Origin of the sequence: Methanoregula sp. (assembly GCF_049690535.1) — an archaeon.
GTDB lineage: Archaea > Halobacteriota > Methanomicrobia > Methanomicrobiales > Methanospirillaceae > Methanoregula.
In genome coordinates this window covers 44,943-64,952 of sequence record NZ_JBAVMX010000087.1, presented here as the reverse complement: position 1 = coordinate 64,952, position 20,010 = coordinate 44,943, and the positions used below count along the sequence as shown (strand labels likewise).

At 54.0% G+C, this 20,010-nt stretch carries 16 protein-coding genes and 2 tRNA genes; 9 read left to right on the top strand and 9 right to left on the bottom strand.

The window, feature by feature from the left end:
• The first annotated feature begins 120 nt into the window (after positions 1–120).
• Complete coding sequence (locus WCE46_RS06555) at positions 121–735, top strand: hypothetical protein (protein WP_424732900.1); 615 nt, start codon at positions 121–123, stop codon at positions 733–735.
• Positions 736–888: 153 nt separating this feature from the next.
• Here WCE46_RS06555 and WCE46_RS06550 read toward each other — a convergent pair.
• From WCE46_RS06550 to WCE46_RS06540, 3 genes are all read right to left on the bottom strand, one after another.
• Positions 889–962: transfer RNA gene (locus WCE46_RS06550), tRNA-Thr, on the bottom strand.
• A gap of 221 nt (positions 963–1,183) precedes the next feature.
• Positions 1,184–1,327: a hypothetical protein gene (locus WCE46_RS06545; RefSeq protein ID WP_424732899.1), complete on the bottom strand. Its 144-nt coding sequence runs from the start codon at positions 1,325–1,327 to the stop codon at positions 1,184–1,186.
• 35 nt (positions 1,328–1,362) lie between these two features.
• A complete protein-coding gene (locus tag WCE46_RS06540) occupies positions 1,363–2,394 on the bottom strand; it encodes a mechanosensitive ion channel family protein (RefSeq protein WP_424732898.1) in 1,032 nt (343 codons plus the stop codon).
• Positions 2,395–2,440: 46 nt separating this feature from the next.
• On the opposite strand from WCE46_RS06540, the gene hypD reads away from it, so the two are divergent.
• Both hypD and WCE46_RS06530 read left to right on the top strand, forming a co-directional pair.
• Entirely contained in the window at positions 2,441–3,469 is a 1,029-nt protein-coding gene (hypD, locus tag WCE46_RS06535; protein WP_424732896.1) for a hydrogenase formation protein HypD, read from the top strand.
• A 58-nt stretch (positions 3,470–3,527) separates the two neighbouring features.
• Positions 3,528–3,599 (top strand) — tRNA-Arg (locus WCE46_RS06530).
• Positions 3,600–3,704: 105 nt separating this feature from the next.
• On the opposite strand, the gene WCE46_RS06525 is transcribed toward WCE46_RS06530, so the two are convergent.
• The 3 genes from WCE46_RS06525 to WCE46_RS06515 are packed head-to-tail and all read right to left on the bottom strand — an operon-like array spanning position 3,705 to position 6,489.
• On the bottom strand, positions 3,705–4,508 hold the full coding sequence (locus WCE46_RS06525; RefSeq protein WP_424732895.1) for an energy-coupling factor transporter transmembrane component T family protein: 804 nt from the start codon (positions 4,506–4,508) through the stop codon (positions 3,705–3,707).
• 11 nt (positions 4,509–4,519) lie between these two features.
• On the bottom strand, positions 4,520–5,965 hold the full coding sequence (locus tag WCE46_RS06520; protein ID WP_424732894.1) for an ABC transporter ATP-binding protein: 1,446 nt from the start codon (positions 5,963–5,965) through the stop codon (positions 4,520–4,522).
• A complete protein-coding gene (locus WCE46_RS06515) occupies positions 5,962–6,489 on the bottom strand; it encodes a tryptophan transporter (RefSeq protein ID WP_424732893.1) in 528 nt (175 codons plus the stop codon). The genes WCE46_RS06520 and WCE46_RS06515 overlap by 4 nt, the downstream gene beginning before the upstream one ends.
• A 279-nt stretch (positions 6,490–6,768) precedes the next feature.
• Between WCE46_RS06515 and wrbA the strand changes: the two genes are divergently transcribed.
• The 4 genes from wrbA (at position 6,769) to WCE46_RS06495 (ending at position 12,391) form a co-directional block, all read left to right on the top strand.
• Positions 6,769–7,383, top strand: a complete 615-nt coding sequence (gene wrbA, locus WCE46_RS06510; RefSeq protein WP_424732892.1) for an NAD(P)H:quinone oxidoreductase — start codon at positions 6,769–6,771, stop codon at positions 7,381–7,383.
• A 170-nt stretch (positions 7,384–7,553) separates the two neighbouring features.
• On the top strand, positions 7,554–8,768 hold the full coding sequence (locus WCE46_RS06505) for an NAD(P)-dependent malic enzyme (RefSeq protein ID WP_424732891.1): 1,215 nt from the start codon (positions 7,554–7,556) through the stop codon (positions 8,766–8,768).
• Positions 8,769–8,967: 199 nt separating this feature from the next.
• Positions 8,968–10,878 (top strand): molybdopterin biosynthesis protein, encoded by a 1,911-nt coding sequence (locus WCE46_RS06500; RefSeq protein WP_424732890.1) that lies wholly within the window; start codon positions 8,968–8,970, stop codon positions 10,876–10,878.
• An 82-nt stretch (positions 10,879–10,960) separates the two neighbouring features.
• The gene (locus WCE46_RS06495) at positions 10,961–12,391 is read left to right on the top strand and encodes an aldehyde dehydrogenase family protein (RefSeq protein ID WP_424732889.1); all 1,431 of its coding nucleotides are present in this window, start codon (positions 10,961–10,963) and stop codon (positions 12,389–12,391) included.
• Positions 12,392–12,405: 14 nt separating this feature from the next.
• On the opposite strand, the gene WCE46_RS06490 is transcribed toward WCE46_RS06495, so the two are convergent.
• The 3 genes from WCE46_RS06490 to WCE46_RS06480 all read right to left on the bottom strand — a co-directional run bounded on the left by WCE46_RS06490 (position 12,406) and on the right by WCE46_RS06480 (position 16,650).
• Positions 12,406–13,473 (bottom strand): hypothetical protein, encoded by a 1,068-nt coding sequence (locus WCE46_RS06490; RefSeq protein ID WP_424732888.1) that lies wholly within the window; start codon positions 13,471–13,473, stop codon positions 12,406–12,408.
• A 417-nt stretch (positions 13,474–13,890) separates the two neighbouring features.
• Positions 13,891–14,274, bottom strand: coding sequence for a response regulator (locus WCE46_RS06485; RefSeq protein WP_424732887.1), 384 nt, complete (start codon positions 14,272–14,274; stop codon positions 13,891–13,893).
• A gap of 312 nt (positions 14,275–14,586) precedes the next feature.
• Positions 14,587–16,650, bottom strand: a complete 2,064-nt coding sequence (locus WCE46_RS06480) for an acetate--CoA ligase family protein (RefSeq protein ID WP_424732886.1) — start codon at positions 16,648–16,650, stop codon at positions 14,587–14,589.
• 281 nt (positions 16,651–16,931) lie between these two features.
• On the opposite strand from WCE46_RS06480, the gene acs reads away from it, so the two are divergent.
• Positions 16,932–18,827 carry an acetate--CoA ligase gene (gene acs / locus WCE46_RS06475; protein ID WP_424732885.1) on the top strand — a complete coding sequence of 632 codons (1,896 nt, stop codon included), beginning with the start codon at positions 16,932–16,934 and terminating at the stop codon, positions 18,825–18,827.
• Between the two features lie 409 nt (positions 18,828–19,236).
• Positions 19,237–19,797 (top strand): TATA-box-binding protein, encoded by a 561-nt coding sequence (locus tag WCE46_RS06470; RefSeq protein WP_424732884.1) that lies wholly within the window; start codon positions 19,237–19,239, stop codon positions 19,795–19,797.
• The last annotated feature ends 213 nt before the right edge of the window (positions 19,798–20,010 follow it).

The following is a 20,010-nucleotide window of genomic DNA, read 5'->3' as shown; positions in this document are numbered from 1 at the left end:
TTTTCTGACCCGTCTGAATTTTTAAGTGATTTAAGAGTCACAGACAATTTTATTAATCGCAGAGTTAAGAAATTAGGGAATACGAAGGATGTTTCTTCCTTTTTTCGTGGGAGTTTAACGATGAAAAAATTAACAAAACTGGTTATTCTTGCAACCGTTTTTCTGGCAGTGTGTGTTCCGTTTGTATCAGCATGGAATGTTGACAGTTACACGATTGCCCCGTCCGGATCATTGGCCCAGAATACACCGGTAAAAGTTTCATTCACGGTCGAATTCCCGGCAAACACATCTGAGGCAACATTCCCTTCTGGCAGCGATCTTGTAATGACCACTGATCTGGTGAATCCGACATGGTCATACACGATTACGACGAGTGATGGCGGGTCGGCCGTGACACCGGGTTTCTATAATCAGACGCTTGATTTGAGCGGTATCATATTGTCATACCAGGGACATGGCAGCGAAGTGATGAGTGTCACATTAACGGGAAAAACTCCTGTGGTGAATACAACCTCTTCAAAGACCATGCTGAACACGTATGAAGTTGATAAAACAGGAATGGTTGTCACAGGTTCTCAGGTTACCAAGACCGCTGTCATATCAGATTCCCTTCAGGCACCCGCTGCAACTACCACTACAACATCCACCACAACAAATTCGAAAATGAACCAACCAAACGGGATATTGGATCAGATTATCGGGATGTTCAAGAGTCTTTTTGGAATCCAGTCATAACTTTTTTTATTTAGGGTCATCGGATGCAGTAATGGAATAATATTCTAATCCATCTGCATCTTTTTCCGATTCGGGCAGTGTTGCCATAGAACGGACAAAAAAATAACTCAAAATCAGCAAAAAAAGGCTAAAATATTGAATATTTTTAATGCAAGCCTAAGGCGAGATTCGAACTCGCGACTTCCTCCTTACCAAGGAGGTACTCTACCGGGCTGAGTCACTTAGGCAGATTGCCTAGATACATTGTAGGTTTACCTTATAAAATATTGCGGAAACATTCGGATTTTTCCCGCAAAATACAGACCATCCGGGTTCGCTCGCAGAAGAAGGATACCGGTTACAGGACTTTTTTAAAACGGTGCAGGCGCTTAACCGCCCCATCGAAATCCACCACTTCGGTCACGGGAGAAACGCCGCGTTTTTTGCCGCCCCCATCACCGGCCCGAAATCAATCGTGCCCCCAGACCGCCGCCCGGTGCGAGTCCCCGCCCGTATTGTTGTCGTGCAGCCAGTAGTGCTGCGCCGGGTGACCACGTAAACCGCAGCCATCGGACGGCGGCAGCTCGGTCTGGATCTTTGACAGGGAATACACCCCGACCCTGTAAAAAAGATCCGGGAAAAAGAGGATTATTGTTTCATCCTGACTTCGAGCTGCGGGAAGGGGATCTCGATACCTTCCGCCGCGAACCGCGCAGCGATCCGGACATTGATGGCATCTTTAACTTCGTCCGGGATATTGTAGGCCTTTGCCCAGACATAGATCACAAACTTCAGGCTCGAATCCCCGAACTCCTGGAAGAAAATCTTGGGCGCCGGCTCATCGGCCAGATACTCCGTGTTTTTTATTGCATCCTGCACGATTTCAAAGAGCACCGCTTTTACCCGGGCGATATCACTCCCGTACGCGACGGTAACGGGGATTGCATAGCGTATTTTCGGGTCCGGTTCCGAGTAATTGGTAACGCTGCTGGAGGTGATCTTGTTATTGGGGAGCGTGACAATCTTCCCATCGATTGTCCTGATCCTGGTGCTCCGGGTCCCGATACTCATGACATCCCCGTAATGGGAATCTACTTCGATCCGGTCGCCAATCTTGAAGGGCTTGTCGACCGTTATGATAGCGCCGCCGAAGAAATTTGAGATCAGGTCCTGGGCGGCGAGTGCAAGGGCCAGGCCGGCGATACCCGCACCAGCGAGGAAGGGAGTGATGTTGATCTCGAGATTGACAAGGATCAGCATGATCCCGGCAAACCAGACTATGTAGCGCACTGCCAGTTCCAAGAGGTCGACGATACGGTCATCGGTATCTCCCTCAGTCTTCTCGGCAAGGGCGCGACCATAAATCCGGACAATATCGTGCAGGAGCGACGATGCGATCCATGTCCCGATAAGGATATAGATCGAGTTTAACACCTTCGCGGAGAGGAGCCAGGCATACTGGGCCGGTACTACGTCAAACGATTTCAGGGCGATATAAACAGAGATCGCTACAATGCCCACCTGCACCGGCGTACCGATCGCGGCGACAATAATATCATCCCATTTTGTCTCGGTGGTCTCGGCAAATTTCTCCAGCCACCGTACAATGATCCGCGCAATTCCTGCCACTACAAGACCTGCGATAATGGTCAGGATGGCAAAGAGCAGGTTATCAGCCATATACGTATACTTATGTCACAGGGCAGTAAATAAGTATAAGATAAACATGCCGACGGGAAACGAGATTGCAGAGACACTCCGCGGACTAGTGGACCGGGATATGACTTTTATGCACATCTGCGGAACCCATGAGGCGTCAATCGCCCGTACAGGCCTGCGGAGCATCCTGCCCCCGCAGCTCAAAATCGTCATGGGCCCCGGCTGCCCGGTCTGCATCACGCCGCAGGGTGAGATCGATGCCGCACTCGATCTCGTGGAGAAGGACTGTATTATCGCAACCTATGGCGACCTCCTGCGGGTGCCCGGCTCGAAAGGCTCTTTAGAGTCCTGCGGCGGGGACGTGCGGATCGTGCAGGGCATCCACAAGGCAGTCGAGATCGCGGAAAAGACCGATAAGGAAGTCGTCTTTATCTCGGTCGGTTTTGAGACGACCGCTCCGACCGTTGCTGCGTCCATCCTCACCAATCCCCCGAAAAACTTCTCCATCCTCTCCTGCCACCGGATCGTCCCTCCTGCGATGAAGTGGCTGCTCGAACAGGGCGAGGCAAACCTGGACGGTTTTGTTCTTCCGGGACATGTTTGTGCAATTATGGGGTATGAAGAGTACGAGCAATTCCCCGTGCCGCAGGTTGTCGCCGGTTTCGAGGCCGAGGATATCCTGCTGGGTCTTCTCATGCTGGTCGAACAGATCAAGGAAGGAAAGCACCGGGTAGACAATGCATACCCAAGAGTGGTAACCCGGGAAGGAAACGTCAAGGCAAAGAAGATCATGTACGAGGTCTTTGAACCCTGCGATGTGGAGTGGCGGGGTTTCCCGGTCATCCCGCAGTCCGGCCTCCGGTTGAAAAAGGAGTTCGAACAGTACGACGCGCAGAAGAAGTTCGGCCTTGTCTACAAGAAGGTGAGCAAGCACTCGGCCTGCATCTGCGACAAGGTGCTGCGCGGCATTGCCCAGCCGACCGACTGCAAGCTCTTCGGGAAAGTCTGCACGCCCCGGACACCGGTCGGGCCCTGCATGGTGAGTCATGAGGGTGCCTGCAAGATCTGGCACCTGTACCAGGTAAAAAACCTGTAACCCCCGACGATCCTTTGCATTTATATGGATGCACACAAGATTAAGTAAGGTAAAATTTGCCTCGGTAGGGTAGTGGACATCCTAGAAGCCTCCGGAGCTTTTGACCCGGGTTCGAATCCCGGCCGAGGCGCTTAAGCGTTTTTGATATGTTTTCCTGACAGCAACAGCCAGGGAAGCATTCAGTTGTTCACGTTTTTCCCGCGTATTTGTAGTCGGGTAAAAAAGGAATTTTACATCAGAAGATTAGGCCTGATGCGAAGATGGCAATGATGACAAAACCTACGATGGTGACCAAAAGACCGCTCATCATTGCGTAATCCCCAGGGCCGAGCCTGCGCTCGCGTACCTGTGTCCGAATTCCCGTGCGGTATCCCCGCATATCGATCGTGAGGCCGAGCACGTTCGAGCGCAGGAGCGCATTTGAGACAAGCGGGATGACGATGGGCGAGACACTTTTGATCTTCCCGATCATCCCGGTCCCCGGGTTGTAACCCCGGGCGAGCTGGGCCTCGTGGATCCTCTGGCCCTCGATCTGGAGGGTCGGGATAAACCGGAGCGCGATGATAAACATCAGGATATAATCGATGGGCATGTGCAGTTTTTCCATCGCGTGCACAAGGTCACGGGGCTGGGTCGAGATAAGAAAGAGCTGGAACGCGAAGATCAGCACCATGAACCGGAGCGCGAGGACAAGACCGATCCCAATCGCTCCCACGGTTATAGGAATGGAGCCGCCGATCGCCGGCACACCCTGCGGGACCATGTACCCAATCGTGGCGCCGTTTGGCATCGTGAGCACCGTGATGATAACGAACACGACGCTCATGACAAGGACCAGCCTGAGCTGCTGGATCACTTCGCGGTGGAGATGACTCGCGTACGCGAGGATGAGCAGGAAAGCGACCATGAGGATAAGGAACGGGATGCCCGTTGCAAGAACGCACATCACGCCCACGATGATGATAAAGAGGATCTTGGAAAACGGGTGGAGCCGGTGGAAAAACCCGTCCTTGTGAACGTACTGGAGGATCTCAGCCATGGTGCTCTCCCTTATGTCCTCGCGTCAGAAATGACGCGGCCCTGCTCCATGGTGATCATACGGTCTGCGCAGTACTGTGCGATGTCCCGGTTATGAGTGATGACAACGATCGTGTGTCCCTGTACCTGGAGTTTTTTGAGGATCTCCATGACGAGCCGGGCCTCATCCCCGTCAAGGCCGGTTGTCGGTTCGTCAAGGACGATAACGGGTGGCTGCATGGCGACCACGCAGGCAATGGCAAGCCTCTGGCGTTCGCCCCGGGAGAGCCAGCGGGGGAATAGGGTTTTTGTATGCAGAAGCCCGACCTCGTCAAGCGCCGCATCGATCACTGCGTCGGTATTTTTTATTCCCAGATTTTCAAGGCCAAACGCAATCTCGTCCCGTACCGTATCAGCAAAGAACATGTGATCCGGGTTCTGGAAGACAAGGCCCACATCATGGGCGAGATCGGTAATCGTGCAGTCCCGGGTGTTTCTGCCCAGTATTTCGACATCGCCGGTAGTCGGCGTGAGCAGCCGGTTAAACTGTTTGACAAGCGTCGTCTTCCCGGAACCATTCTCACCGACAACTGCGACAAATTCACCGGCGTTCACCCTGATACAGACATCATGCAGCGCCGGGACTTCATCGTACGAGTACGAGAGGTGCCGGACTTCGATTGCCGGTGTCGCGGCAGCACGTTTTGATTGAGTCGGTTCCGGGAGAGGTGCACGGGTTTTGATGCCGGCAAAATCCGGGATAACGATCTTTCTGATTCGCTCGTCCCTGAGTACATCCTCCGGTGCGCCGACAGCCGAGATCTCGCCGTGTTCCATCACGACGAGGGTATCGACCATATCCCGGAAATGCGCGTACTTGTGTTCGACAAGGAGGATGGTCTTCCCCTGGCCCTTGAGGCCGGATAAAATCTCAACGATCCGCCGTGTCGCGTGTTCGTCGAGTTCCGAGGTGGGCTCATCAAGGATCAGGACATCGTTTCCGAGCGCAAGGGTCGCCGCAAGAGCGACACGCTGCTTCTGTCCACCGGAAAGATTGTGCGGGGAGCGGTCCCTGAGAGCCGTCAGGTACGTGACCTCCATGATTGTGGCGAGGCGCTTTTCGATCTCTTCACAAGAGAGGCCACGGTACTCAAGTGCGGAGAGGATCTCCTCTTCAACGGTCGTGAAGATCATCTGCGCCTCGGCATCGTCAAAGACAATCCCGATATTTTTTGCGATCTCGGAAAGCCCGGAATAATCCGCAACATTCCTGCCGTTGATCGTCACAAGGCCCGCTTTCCTCCCACCGTACTCGTGACAGAGAATACCGCACGCTGCAAGACAGAGCGTGGTTTTCCCGGCACCGGAGGGGCCGGTCACCATAATGCAGCGGCCCGGTTCCAGCACGAGGGATAAACAGTGCAGCGCTTCCTGCACCGTATGGGGATAGGTATAACTGACGTCTTTAAGATCGATCATTCCTGTCCTCGTACGAGCACCCTGCTTGAGGGGATGTAGAGGATCTGGACGATAATCGCATTAAATACCGCAGTTATGACGACGATCGGGACAAAGATGATGACAAATGCACCGAGGTTGCCGTTATACTTGGAAAGGATGGTCGCGCCGACGCAGAGTATTGCGATCGCAGCAAACGAGAAACCACTTACGAGCGTTGCAATAAACGTGGTGGCTGTCGCGGCAAGTTTTGTCCGGGATTTCAGGAGCGCATAGAGCCCGAAGCAGACGAGTGCGCCCAGCGGTTCGCTGATGAGGTTTGCCGGGGGAAACATCGAACTTGATATCAGCATCGATAAGAGGCCGGCAACGATACCGATACCCAGTGCCTCGTAGACTTTCGGCTGGATAAGGATGATTGCAAGGCAGTAGAACGCAATGATCATGTTGGGCGTAAGCGGTGTATGGAGCATCGCAAGGAAATACCGCAGGATCGCACCGACAGCAAGGAGAATTCCGACAATCGCAATATCTTTTGACTTCATGACAATATCACACCAGTAATCTGCATTAAGGTATCCGGAAGAGCACGAGACCGTGTTGCCAGTCCCGCCGGGAAAGGCGGATTGATCATACCTTAATGTATAATTTTGTCCATCGATGTATTAAAATGTAACTTTAAGGGAATGGCAGGTCCAGGCATCCGTCATGTGCGTATAGTTCCCTGGTCCCTCATATCAGGAGGGGAAATATAGGTATAGTCGTTCTCCGCAATCCGTACTCTTTAATCCCGGGAGTGCAACCGTAGTTTAGGGAGATACTTCATGAGGCTGCTTATTCTCTATTATTCGCAGTTTGGCCATATCCACCGCATGGCGGAAGCTGAGGCGCAAGGTGCACGCAGTGTACCCGGGGCAGAAGTCGTGATCAGGCGCGTTCCTGAAACGCTGCCCGCAGACGTGCTCGAAAAGACCGGGGCAGTAGAGTTCCAGAAGGAATTTTCAAAAATACCGATCTGTACCCCCCGTGAAATGACAGAATTTGACGCAATTATTTTCGGAACACCGACACGTTTTGGGAACATGTGCGGCCAGATGCGCCAGTTCTTCGATGCGACGGGAGGCATCTGGAAAGCGGGGGCACTTGTCGGCAAAGTGGGGAGTGTCTTTACGAGTTCGGGCACCCAGCACGGGGGACAGGAGTCAACGATCTTAAGCGTCCATACCACGCTTCTCCACCACGGCATGATTATTGCCGGCCTGCCGTACGCGTTTGCCGAGCAGACCCGTACCGATCAGGTCATGGGGTGCTCCCCGTACGGTGCCTCGACAATTGCCGGCAATGACGGGAAGCGGTGGCCGACCGAACAGGAACTTGCCGGGGCCCGGTACCAGGGACGGTACGTTGCAGAGATCGCAACGAAACTGGTCAGGAAATAACGTTCCGGTGTCCGGTATTGTATCAGGCACCGGTATCGGTAATGCAGAACCGATGAACCACGGTACCCATTGTCTGCCCGCAAACATTAGAGGATTTACAAAACCAGCAGCCTGCCCCGGGGCAAGGTTCATTACCTTTCGCTGCTCTCATCTCGTATAAGGAGAGGGATATGCAGGTCACCACCGGCAGCGATGAGATCTACCGGGAGTCTCTCGCACTCCACGCTCGACACCGCGGGAAACTGGAGATTCGTTCCAAGGTCCCGCTCAGGAACCGGTACGATCTCTCCCGGGCCTACACACCCGGCGTGGCTGAAGTGTGTCGCAGGATTGCGCAGGATCCAAACCTGGCGTACCGCTACACCCTCAAGGCCAATACCATTGCGATCGTAACTGACGGGTCAGCTGTCCTTGGTCTCGGGAATATTGGTGGATATGCAGCGATCCCAGTGATGGAGGGAAAGGCGATCCTCTTCAAGGAGTTTGCCGGCATCGATGCATTCCCTATCTGTTTTGAGAATTATGAGACCGACTTTGTCGATCAGGTCAGGAATATTGCACCGGTCTTCGGGGGAATTAACCTTGAAGATATCGCAGCCCCGAAATGTTTCGAGGTCGAGGACGCCCTGCAGGACATCGGGATACCGGTCATGCACGACGACCAGCACGGCACCGCGGTGGTCGTGCTCGCGGCGCTCCTGAATGCCTGCCGGGTCACCGGGCGGAACTACGAAGATCTCAACATCGTGGTCTGCGGTGCAGGGGCGGCAGGGTATTCCATCACCCGGCTCCTCAAATGCATCGGGTACGACCCGCTCGTCTGCACGATGGTTCACGAGATCACAGTCTGCGACACACAGGGTATTATCCACCGAAGGCGTGAGGGTCTCTACCAGAACAAGTACAAGTTCATCTTAAGCGAAGAGACCAATCACGCGGGCCGGACCGGTTCGCTTGCCGATGCGATGGAAGGCGCGGATGTTGTTATCGGTGTCTCGGCACCGGGCATTATTACGCAGGACATGATCCGGTCGATGAACCGGGATCCTATTGTCTTTGCCATGGCAAACCCTGTGCCGGAGATCTGGCCGGACGCAGCAACTGATGCAGGAGCCGCAGTGGTCGGGACCGGAAGAAGTGATTTCCCGAACCAGATCAACAACGTGCTCGCATTCCCGGGCATATTCCGGGGGGCGCTCGATGCCTGTGCCACCCGTATCTCCGATGAGATGAAGATCGCCGCCGCCCATGCCATTGCCGGGTGTGTCAAAAAACCTCACCGCCGGCATATCCTGCCCAGTATCCTTAACAAGGCCGTGACCCGGGCTGTGGCACAGGCGGTTGCTGGTGCGGCAGCCTCCTCCGGGTGCAGGAGAATAATCTGATGTATCTGCGGCCAAAAATCCGGTTGCTGTTTTTTTAGTTCTGCTGCTATACTACAATCGAATCATTTATTGATGATTACCGGGATACGTTACCTGACTACCAGTCGGGGAATGAACATCCCCGGTTTTCATTGTGACTGATACCCATGACTTCACCCGCACTCTGTTGGCAGACAAAAATACATCCCGGTGATGCAGCATGGTGAAACGCTATCTCTCACTCATTACGTTTGACGAGGCCCTGCACATTCTCAAGACCTCTTTTGCCGTTCCGGGGCGGACAGAGTGCGTGTCTGTTACCCGATCGCTCGGCCGGGTCATCGCCACCCCGGTCTATGCACACTATTCCGTTCCTGAAGTCAACATTTCGGCCATGGACGGGATTGCCGTAAAAAGCCGGGATACGATCGGTGCTTCCGACCAGACGCCGGTTACCCTCAAGGAGTTTGCCCGAGTCAATACCGGGAATATTGTTCCCCCGCAGTTCGATGCCGTGATCATGATCGAAGATACCTGGGAGGCAGAGGATACATTCCAGATCCGGAAAGCCGCCGCCCCGTGGCAGCACGTGCGCCCGGCCGGCGAAGATATCCGGGAAGGCCGGCTCGTCCTCCCGACAGGGCACCAGGTACGGGCCTTTGATATCGGCGCCCTTGCAACCTTCGGGATCGCCGATCTGAATGCCAGAACTGCTCATATCGGGATCATCCCCACAGGAAGCGAACTTGTCCCTCTCGGGGTACGGCCGGCACCCGGGCAGGTCGTGGAAAGTAACACGGTCATGGCGCAGGTACTTCTCGAAGCGATGGGAGCACACTGTACCCGCCAGTCTATCGTGCGCGACGATCCTGACCTCATACAGGAAGCGCTCCGTACGGCGGCACAGGAGAACGATCTTGTCATTATTTCGGCGGGATCTTCGGCCGGAACACGCGATTATACGGCGGGGGCTATCGGGGCAGTCGGGGAACTGCTCTTTCACGGTGTCGCAGTCAAGCCAGGTAAACCGATGATGCTCGGGAAGATCAGGGGTAAACCGGTCATCGGGCTTCCGGGTTACCCGCTTGCCGCCCAGACCGTCCTTCGCGAATTCGTCGTTCCCCTCCTGGAATACTGGGGACTTGCGCCGGTCCCGAAATATTCGGTCAACGTAAAACTTGCGACCCCCTTAAGTTCAGATCTTGGCTTTGATGAGTTTGTCCCGGTCTCTGTTGGCAGGATCGGGACCCGGTACTGGGGCATGGCCCGGTCCCGGGGGACGGTGGTACAGATGTCCACGGTCAGGTCAAACGGCTATACCCATATCCCGGCACCGGTTGAAGGCTACGATGCGGAGCATGACCTGGAAGTTTTCCTTACGACCGATCCGGCAAATATCGAGCGGACCCTTATCTTTTCAGGCGCCATCGACCCGATCCTTGAAGAACTGGGAAACATCGCTCACGACCAGGGGCTCTTTATCCATACCGGAAGTGCCGGTAACACCGGTGCCATCCTTTCCCTCAAACGGAATTCCTGTCACGCAGCACCGATGAGCCTCCCGGCGTTCTCCCTGATGCAGGACTGCCGGTTCATCCAGCCGTATCTCACATCGATGGATCTTGTCTTTGTCAATATTGCCTCACAGGAGCAGGGAATAGCTTCGGTAAAGGAAATCTCCCCGGATGCGCTGGATGAAGTCTGCTGGATCAATTCCCGCAAAGATACCCCGGCACGGATCCTTTTTGATGCATTGCTTTCGTCCCATAATCTTACTCCCTCCCGGATCCGGGGTTATGACAATGAAGTGGCAACACCGGGGGCTGTGGCAGCAGCGATCCGGGCCGGACAGGCTGATGCCGGCATTTGTTCAAAGGGACTTGCAGAATCACACGACCTTCTGTTTTTGCCGGTTGCAGAGGAGCAGTATGAACTGGTGATGCGCCGGGAGATGCTGAACGATCCCCGGATCGTGACCCTTATTTCGCTCGTTAAAAGCCCGGAGTTCAGGGCCCATCTTGACCGGTCCGGTGCTTATTGTACCACACAAACCGGCAGGATACGGAGCCTGTCATCCGATAATATCGAGATCAGGATACCCCCGGCCTGCAATCCCCTGAATAATTCATAAAAAAAACCTACCGCTGCCATTTTATAGCCGGCTTGCGGACAGTTCAAGAGAGGCAGAAAAGATCAGACAGGGGATCGGTTTTATGGACATGCTCATTAACGGAACGGCAGCAATGGCCGCCGATGAAACATGGATCGAGGTTAACAACCCGGCAACCGGGGAATATATCGATAAAGTTCCCCGGGGATCAAAAGAGGACGTGAACGCAGCCGTTGAAGCGGCAGACGCGGCGTTTGGCGCATGGTCACAAAAGACCACACGGGACCGCGGACTCATCCTCTGCCGTGCAGCGGAACTGATCCGGCGGGATCATAAGGATCTTGCCCGGCTCCTGACCCGGGAACAGGGAAAACCGATCCGGGAATCGACTGACGAAGTCAGGGGCTGCGCAAATATTCTTGAATATTATGCGTCCATAGCCGGACAGCCTGACGGGGAGGCAATCAGCCTTGGTAAAGCCGGTGACTGCCTTGTGACCCGGGTCCCGCTCGGGGTCTGTGCGGCAATCATCCCCTGGAACATGCCGGTGATCATCATGGGATGGAAGGTGGGTCCTGCGCTGCTCGCGGGTAATACCCTTGTCCTCAAACCGTCATCCTCGACCCCCCTGACAAACCTTACGATAGCCGGGCTGTTGCAGGAAGCAGGCCTGCCGGCGGGTGTGCTCAATGTCGTGACCGGGCCGGGAGATACCACGGGGACAGCCTTGGTACAACATCCCCGGGTGAAGAAAATATCATTTACCGGGGACTGTGCGACCGGCCGCCGGATACGGGAGATGGCACAGGACCATATCAGGACGCTGACGCTGGAACTGGGTGGATCTGATCCGATGATCGTGATGGCCGATGCCGATATCCCAAATGCTGTTGAAGGGGCACTCCGGGGCCGGTTCTACAACGCCGGCCAGATCTGCACCGCAGTCAAACGGCTGTACCTGCACGAGAAGATCGCAGAGGAGTTTATAAGCCTGCTCACGGCAAAAGTCGAAGGTCTCACGATCGGAAACGGACTCCTGCCGGGCACAGATATGGGGCCGCTCAACAGCGCAGAACAACTCGGGAGGATCAGTTCGGTGGTCAGTGAAACGACCGGGCGGGAAGAAGGGACGATCCGGACCGGGGGTTGTCCACTCACGGGACCCGGATTCGAAAAGGGTTTTTTCTTTAAGCCGACCCTGATCACGGATGTCGCACCCGATGCAGCTCTTCTCAGAAACGAGGTGTTTGGGCCGGTTCTGCCGGTGATGACCGTGCCGGATCTCGGTGCTGCAATCCGGGAAGCAAACCACTCAAAGTACGGCCTTGGCGCATCGGTCTGGACAAAAGATCTCTCCACGGTAAAACAGGTATTCCGTGAAGTGAATGCCGGGATCATCTGGGTGAACCGTCACCTGACCGTTCCCCCTGAAGTTCCATTCGGGGGTACAAACGAGAGCGGGATTGGCCGGGAGAACGGTTTTAAGGCGCTTGACAGTTATACCCAGTCAAAAACACTCTATCTGGGCTGGTGATCAGCCCACTTTTTTTATGCAAACCTGCGGACCAGAAGAACTGCTGCGATGCTGCCGAGGCACAATGCCACCGGTACGGGCGAGCGTTGTGTTGTCACCGGGATACTGGTCGAGGGCACTGAAACGGTGGTGTCCGGGATCGTGGTCGTTGTTGCGGCGGTATTGGTGACTGCCGGAGCTGTGGTGGCAACCGTGGATGTCAGCGCAGGGAGACTACAGGTATCACCGGTACTGTTGCACACTACATTAAATGTGGTTGATGTCGTGACATCCTGCAGGACTCCGGAGACTTTCACGATGTACTCGTCCGGGGTAAAACTGGAAGTATCCACATCAAAGGACCAGGTATTTACACCGTTGCTACCGGCCACCACGTTCACCGTACTGCTTGCACCGGAAAAACCTGATGGCTGTGTTTTTGAAGTCGGGATATAGGATGATGACGTGATCTCGACCATGAGTTCGTCACCGGCGGCGAGGCTGGTCGTCCCGTTGATGGTAAACGTATCTCCGGTCTGTTTGTCGCTGATGGGGTTGATGGTCACGGTCGGCTGGCTGACATAAAACGTGACGGTGGCAAAGGTGTCGTCAATATTCTGGCTCCCGATCGCATTCATCAGCGCAGTTATGGAATCCGTACTCTGGAGGCTCCCGCTGCCGGTGAACTTATAGATTGTTTTACCGGTCTGCACATTGACGACGCTTCCGGAAGATGCGTCATAAACAACATCGAACCGGCCATTCATCATCGGGTGTTGGATCAGCACAAAGTACTGCCCGGGTGCAAGGTTTGCAGTCTCGGCTTTCTGGAGCTCGTATTCGTAGGTGTTGTCCTCGTTTACCTGAACGGTCGTGACCTTGGCAAAATTATACCCGATAAACCAGATCTGGAGGCCGGCCTGGGGGTGGCCGGTAGCGATACCCTCGATATAGACCGGGTCTCCCTGCGATATGGTGGTCGTGGTCGCCGAACTTCCGGGATTAAGAGTGATCGCTGCTGCACCAGGTATGCTGATGGCGATGGTAAGCAGCAGGAGGCAGGCCAAAAGAGACGCATTTTTCAGAGTCTGAGTGGAGGGCATGGCAGGAACTTCCTTATCGTCACTATAACGTCTCCGCCAGTCCAGAAAAAACAGCTTGTCATATGGGTGGAGGGGGTCATAAAAAATCCTGAACGTTCAGGTTCGCCCAAAGATCAAATCCGATGGCAATAAAGGAGAGGGAAACGACAACGCGTGGTTATTCACATGAATGATGACGGTATCATCAACAAGGCATACCACCGGGCACAGAGCAGGAAGCGGTTCTCATACCGGCCAAACGAGATTTTTTTTAGTTCAACAACGTTTCAGGATTTTTTTAATCTCGCAATCGCATCGTTCTTTTTCCAGGAAATCTCCGGCCCATAAAGGGTGCCCGCAGGTCCTCCAAAGGGAGAAAAATCGATGGCCGCGGTTATTTGTCGGACAGGACACATTTAAAAAAACAAGCAGGACCATTCAGTCAGAGGATTCCGTCCGAAGCGACATCTCGACTGCCACTTTGAGCTGGCGATCATCGAACGGTTTTAAGAGATATCCATCAGGAATGGTCCTCCGTGCCTGCTCGATGATCTTGGCATCGTCATGACCGGTCATATAGACAAACGGGATGTCGGTATTTGAAACAAGATAATCGCCGATCGCAAGTCCTTCCATTCTCCCGTGCAGTTCGATATCAACGAGCGCGATATCCGGTTTGCCAGTTTTGATACCATCTATTGCATCGCACGCATTGTCCGCACGTCCGCAGACAAGGTACCCGAGTTTTTTTAACCGGGCATCCAGGAGATCAGCAAGTTGCTTATCATCTTCAATATAATAAATTTTCAGCGGCTGATTCATACATTTCCTGATTACCGGTAAATAGTACCTCCTATATACAAATACTTTTTTAATAACAAATCGGGTGTTTTTGTACCGTTAAAACCTGCATGAACTGAAAAAGGATGCATATCAGTACCCTGGAACCCTTTACGAAGTATTTGGGGCAAATCCCTCCCACCTTGGGCTCATATGGGGTACAGCGGTACAGGGAATGAGTTCCAGGATTTTGTCATTGATCCTGCTGCAGGGACGGCGATCATCCCGGCACACTTTTGAGCACCGGGGGTACAGACAGGATCTCAAAAACAAAAAAAAATAAAGCAGATGTTCTTACAGCAGCCCCGGTGCCTTGACCCGGAATTTCTGCCAGAGCACGCGGCCCATGACCCGGAATGTGTAATCCAGTTCATCGAAACTGGGGATGTCGTGCTCTTTTAACATCTCCCGGCCCACGTTCAGCGAGTCCCCGCCGAGCATGGTCACGATCAACCGGTTCTCGGTTTTTTCGGAGAACCTGAGAATCTGCCGCGCCAGCTGTTCGGAGGTGAGCACAAGGTTGGGGAAGTCGACGATAAAGGCCATGTCCCAGAGGTCCCCGTGTTTTATTAAGACGTCAAAAGTCTTCTCAAACCGTTTTTCTGTGGCGTCGCCCAGGAGATCGATGGGGTTCCCCTTGTTCCAGAACTCGGGGAGGAACTCGTTAAGCTCTTCGATGACCTCTTTCGGGAGATCGATAATCTCGATACCGTACCGTTCCGAATAATCTGATGAGAGCACGGCAAACCCGCCAGCGTTCGTGATGACAACCGCACGCTTCCCCCTGGGATAACGCTTCGGGTGGGCGAGCATCCGGGCTGCAAGGAATGCGCCGGTCAGCGTGTGTACTGCAATAACGCCGGACTTGCGGAATGCTTCCATGTAGACATCATATGAACCGGAGAGCGAGCCGGTGTGCGATGACGCGGCTGCCGAACCCCGGCGGGAAGACCCGGACTTGATCGCGATGACCGGTTTTGACTGCGCCACTTTCGAAACAACCTCCATGAATGCCTTGCCGTCATTGATCTGCTCGATGTACATGATGATCGCTTTTGTTTTTGGATCCTTCTCCACGTACTGGAGGTAATCGAGGAAGTCGAGGTCGCACTGGTTACCGACCGAGATGACGTTCGAAAAGCCGATGTTCTGTGCAAGGCTCCAGTCCACGACCGTGTTGATGATGGCCCCGCTCTGTGAGAGGAACGCGATGTTGCCCGGCTTTGGTGACTGGCGGACGTAGGTGGTATCGATGCCGCGGGGAGGCACGATCAGGCCGAGGCAGTTGGGGCCAATGATCCGTATGCCGTGGCCTTTGGCGATTGCCACGACCCGGTCCTCAAGTGCCTTGCCCTGGGGGCCCATCTCTTTAAAACCCGCGCTGATGATGACAACCATCGGGACGCCTTTTGCGCCGCACTCTTCAACGACCGCAGGTACATGGAGGGCAGGAACCGTGATGACAGCCATATCAACCGGTGCCGGGATGGCCGAGATGTTGGGATATGCCTTGAGCCCCTGGATCTCGGAGCGCTTGTTGTTGACCGGGTAGAGTTGTCCCGGGAAGTGCAGGAGGTTGTGCATGACCGCGTACCCCATCTTTGACGAGTCCTGCGAGGCACCGACCACCGCGATTGAACGCGGGGTAAAATATTCTATTGGTACCGGGATGCGCTCTTTCTTCTCTACCTCCTGCACGGTGTCCACAACAATCACGCGGGCATCCACCGCACAGGCACCGGATTCATACAGCCGTAAGGGATTGATATCGAATTCAACAATGTGCTCATTCTCTTCAAAGAAACGGCAGACATTCCCAATGATCCGTACGAGGGTATCCTCATCACGGGGTTTTGATCCCCGGTAACCGGCGATGAGCGGGTATGCGTTGATCTCGTGGATCATCTGCCGGATCTCCTCTTCGGTTACCGGCAGGATGCGCAGGGTCACGTCTTTCATGAGCTCGACCATCGTCCCGCCCATCCCGAACGTGATAACTTTTCCAAAGGCCGGGTCCGTTCTCCCGCCGATGATCAGTTCTAAGCCCGGCTCTGCCTGCTGCTCGACCATGACCCCGTCGATTTCAGCCTCGGCATTGTAGGCCTTTGCGTTATCGATGATCCGGGTAAACGCCCCAAGGGCCGCCTTTTTGCTGCCAATCCCGACCATCACACCGCCGGCATCGCTTTTGTGGACAATCTGCGGGGAGATGATCTTCATGACCACCGGGCATCCCATCTTCTCGGCCGCGGTCGCTGCATCCTCGCCGTTTTTCACGATCTGGTACTCGGGGACCGGGATCTCATATTTCCGTAAAATATCATATCCTTCAGCTTCAGAGAGCATCTTCTGGGTCACAATGTTCACCTCGTTTCATGGGGTACGGAGATTTTGCATTTTTCTAAATCTCCACGGACTGTTAGCGGCATGCAGGAAAAAGGTCCATGTGCGGGACACTGATGCATACCCGGATTAAATGATATAATAAGAAATTTGGCGATGCCTCATTTAAATGTGCTGAATTGTAAGCAATGCGCGAGATAGGGTAAACGGGCGAATATTTGAGCGATTTTGGCTATTCTGACCACAAAGATTAACTTTAATTCATCATTATTGATAATGTAGATTAGGAGTGTGTTATGGACAAGAGCGCAGATTCCGGCCAGCAGCCAAAGTACTACACACCGGATCCTTCATACCGCGTGCACAGCTGGATGGGAGATTACACCTGGACCTACAATGAATTTGTCAAGGACCCTGACAAATTCTGGGACAACATCGCAAAGAAACTCCACTGGTTTTCACCCTATGATAAAGTCAGCGAGTTGAATTACCCGTACGCGAAATGGTTCGTGAACGGCAAGACCAACATCACGTACAACTGCCTGGACCGGCACGTGCTGGGCGAGCGGCGCAACAAGGTTGCACTGATCTGGAAAGGCGAGCACAACAACGAAGAACGGGTCTTTACCTACCGGCAGTTGTACCGGGAAGTGCAACGGTTTGCAAACGGTTTAAAGAAACTCGGCGTGGTAAAAGGCGACCGGGTCTGCATCTACATGCCGGTCATCCCCGAACAGGTTATCGCCATGCTCGCCTGCACCCGGATCGGTGCGATCCATTCTGTGGTATTCGGGGGATATGGTTCGGCGGCCCTCAACCAGCGGATCGTCGGCGCCGGTGCGAAGATTGTGATCACCGCCGATATGGCGATCCGGCGAGGCAAGTCGATCCCTCTCATGCATGTCATCCAGGAAGCGATCATCAATGCGCCTATGGTCGAGCACCTGATCATCCTGCGCCGGGAGCAGCGTATCCCGGTCGAACTCCACAGCGAGATGGAGATCGATTTCTACGATGTGATGGCGGACGTGGACAATGACTGCCCGGCAGAAGTCATGGATGCGGAAGATCCGCTCTTTATCCTGTACACAAGCGGGACGACCGGTGCCCCGAAGGGGATTGTCCATACCTGCGGCGGGTACATGGTCGGCGTATACTATACAACCAAGTACATCTTCGACATCAAGGAGCACGATGTCTACTGGTGCACCGCAGACCCCGGCTGGATCACCGGTCATTCGTACGTGGTCTACGGCCCGCTCTCGGTCGGCGCCACGATCCTCATCACCGAGAGTACGCCAGATTACCCGGACCCGGGGATCTGGTGGAAGATCGTTGAAGAGTACGGCGTCAACATCCTGTACACCGCGCCAACCGCGATCCGGATGTTCATGAAACTCGGGCAGGAATGGCCGGACAAGTACAACCTCAGCTCCCTGCGCGTTCTCGGATCGGTCGGCGAGCCGCTCAACCCTGAGGCATTCGAGTGGTTCTACCACGTGATCGGGAAGGACCGGTGCCCCATCGTGGATACCTGGTGGCAGACCGAGACCGGCATGCATATGGTAACCACGGTGCTTGGCGAACCCATGCGGCCGGGGTATGTGGGCAAATCTGTTCCCGGCGTTGTGGCAGATGTCGTGGATAAGGAGGGCAAAAGCGTCGAGCCGGGGAAGAGCGGCTTTTTGGTGATCCGCCAGCCGTGGCCCTCCATGATGCGGACGATCTGGAATAATGACGAGCGGTACCGCAAGTACTGGGAGACGATTCCCGGATGCTACCAGGTTGGTGACCTCGCGATCAGGAGAGAGGATGGCTACATCATGGTGATCGGAAGATCAGACGATCTTATCATTGTCTCGGGCCACAACATCGGGACGGCCGAGGTCGAGAGTGCGCTTGTGTCCCACAAGGCAGTTGCGGAAGCGGCCGTGATCGGGAAGCCCGACCCCCTCAAAGGGAATACGATCAAGGCGTTTGTTACGCTCCGGGTCGGCCATACCCCAAGCGAGAAGCTCAAGAACGAACTGATCTACCACGTGCGGATAACACTCGGGCCCATTGCCATGCCTTCGGAGATCGAGTTTACGGACTCGCTCCCCAAAACCCGGAGCGGCAAGATTGTCCGGCGCATCCTCAAGGCAAAAGAGATGGGCATGGACCCCGGAGACATCTCCACGCTTGACGAGTGATATCAGCCCGGCCCCGGGTTCATCACTTTTTTATTAGGACGAAGGTTTTGTGCCCGACAACCAGCACCGGGCCGGATATTTGTTCAGAGGATCATCCAATCCAGAGTACCCATGCATCATTCCCGGTTGTGCCACCGGCATTCGCAAAAATGACCTATGAAGGGCACGTTACCCTGACGGTCTCCACAGAGCATAAAAAAATGTTATCCTGACGGGAGATCACATGGTCAGGCTTTTGACAAAAACGGATCCTGCCCGAAGTCCCTTCCGTTATGCGAGCCCCGATGGGTAACCCGATGCATTTTTATATCGCGCTTGCCTTTCTTTATATGCTTTATATACGGGGATAGACTAAAAACGATCTCCCCGATTGAGAAAAGACATCGTTAACAAAAAGGAGATAGATGCCATGAAGGTCAAACCAGAGGATTCCCTCAAGATAGAAAACATCGTTGCTTCCGCAAAAGTGACCGATTATCTCGACCTGCCGGAACTTGCATCCAAGATCGATGGTGCGGAATATAACAAGAAACGGTTCCCCGGCGTCGTGCTGCGCATGCAGAACCCGAAGATTGCTGCGCTTGTCTTTGGTTCGGGAAAGGTGGTTCTGACCGGAGCAAAGAGTCTCGACAGCCTTTCAAAAGGGCTCACGATTCTCGGAAACCAGCTCCGCAGTTTCAATATCGATATCCCAAAAAAACTTACCTACAAGGTCCAGAACATCGTCACCTCTGCCGATCTTGCGACCCCGATTAACCTCAACAAGATCGCGGTCGGGTTTAACCTTGACCGGATCGAGTACGAACCCGAACAGTTCCCGGGGCTGGTCTACCGTCTTGAAGACCCCAAGGTTGTCGTCCTTCTCTTCGGCTCGGGAAAACTGATCATCACCGGTGGCAAGGTAACGGATGACGCAAAGAAAGCCGTGGTGAAGATCCTCGCGGATCTCCGCAGCCTTGGCCTGATGTAATACTTTTTATTAAAGATCTCTGCCGGATGGAAACCGGTTATTTTAAAATGGATTTAATGAGTTTTACCCGAAATTTTACGAGCGTTTTTTAAAAACACCTAAAACAATATTATATAAATTTATCTCTCATTGTGTATCAATCATAGTCTATATATAAGATTTTCAAGATAAATTGTATTGAAATATCAGTGTGTATAATGTGGAGGAGAATAG

Excerpts from the sequence above, each read along its gene's own strand:
- WCE46_RS06555 (WP_424732900.1), top strand. The coding sequence starts at position 121 with ATGAAAAAATTAACAAAACTGGTTATTCTTGCAACCGTTTTTCTGGCA.
- WCE46_RS06540 (WP_424732898.1), bottom strand. The coding sequence starts at position 2,394 with ATGGCTGATAACCTGCTCTTTGCCATCCTGACCATTATCGCAGGTCTT.
- hypD (WP_424732896.1), top strand. The coding sequence starts at position 2,441 with ATGCCGACGGGAAACGAGATTGCAGAGACACTCCGCGGACTAGTGGAC.
- WCE46_RS06525 (WP_424732895.1), bottom strand. The coding sequence starts at position 4,508 with ATGGCTGAGATCCTCCAGTACGTTCACAAGGACGGGTTTTTCCACCGG.
- WCE46_RS06520 (WP_424732894.1), bottom strand. The coding sequence starts at position 5,965 with ATGATCGATCTTAAAGACGTCAGTTATACCTATCCCCATACGGTGCAG.
- WCE46_RS06515 (WP_424732893.1), bottom strand. The coding sequence starts at position 6,489 with ATGAAGTCAAAAGATATTGCGATTGTCGGAATTCTCCTTGCTGTCGGT.
- wrbA (WP_424732892.1), top strand. The coding sequence starts at position 6,769 with ATGAGGCTGCTTATTCTCTATTATTCGCAGTTTGGCCATATCCACCGC.
- WCE46_RS06505 (WP_424732891.1), top strand. The coding sequence starts at position 7,554 with ATGCAGGTCACCACCGGCAGCGATGAGATCTACCGGGAGTCTCTCGCA.
- WCE46_RS06500 (WP_424732890.1), top strand. The coding sequence starts at position 8,968 with ATGGTGAAACGCTATCTCTCACTCATTACGTTTGACGAGGCCCTGCAC.
- WCE46_RS06495 (WP_424732889.1), top strand. The coding sequence starts at position 10,961 with ATGGACATGCTCATTAACGGAACGGCAGCAATGGCCGCCGATGAAACA.
- WCE46_RS06490 (WP_424732888.1), bottom strand. The coding sequence starts at position 13,473 with ATGCCCTCCACTCAGACTCTGAAAAATGCGTCTCTTTTGGCCTGCCTC.
- WCE46_RS06485 (WP_424732887.1), bottom strand. The coding sequence starts at position 14,274 with ATGAATCAGCCGCTGAAAATTTATTATATTGAAGATGATAAGCAACTT.
- acs (WP_424732885.1), top strand. The coding sequence starts at position 16,932 with ATGGACAAGAGCGCAGATTCCGGCCAGCAGCCAAAGTACTACACACCG.
- WCE46_RS06470 (WP_424732884.1), top strand. The coding sequence starts at position 19,237 with ATGAAGGTCAAACCAGAGGATTCCCTCAAGATAGAAAACATCGTTGCT.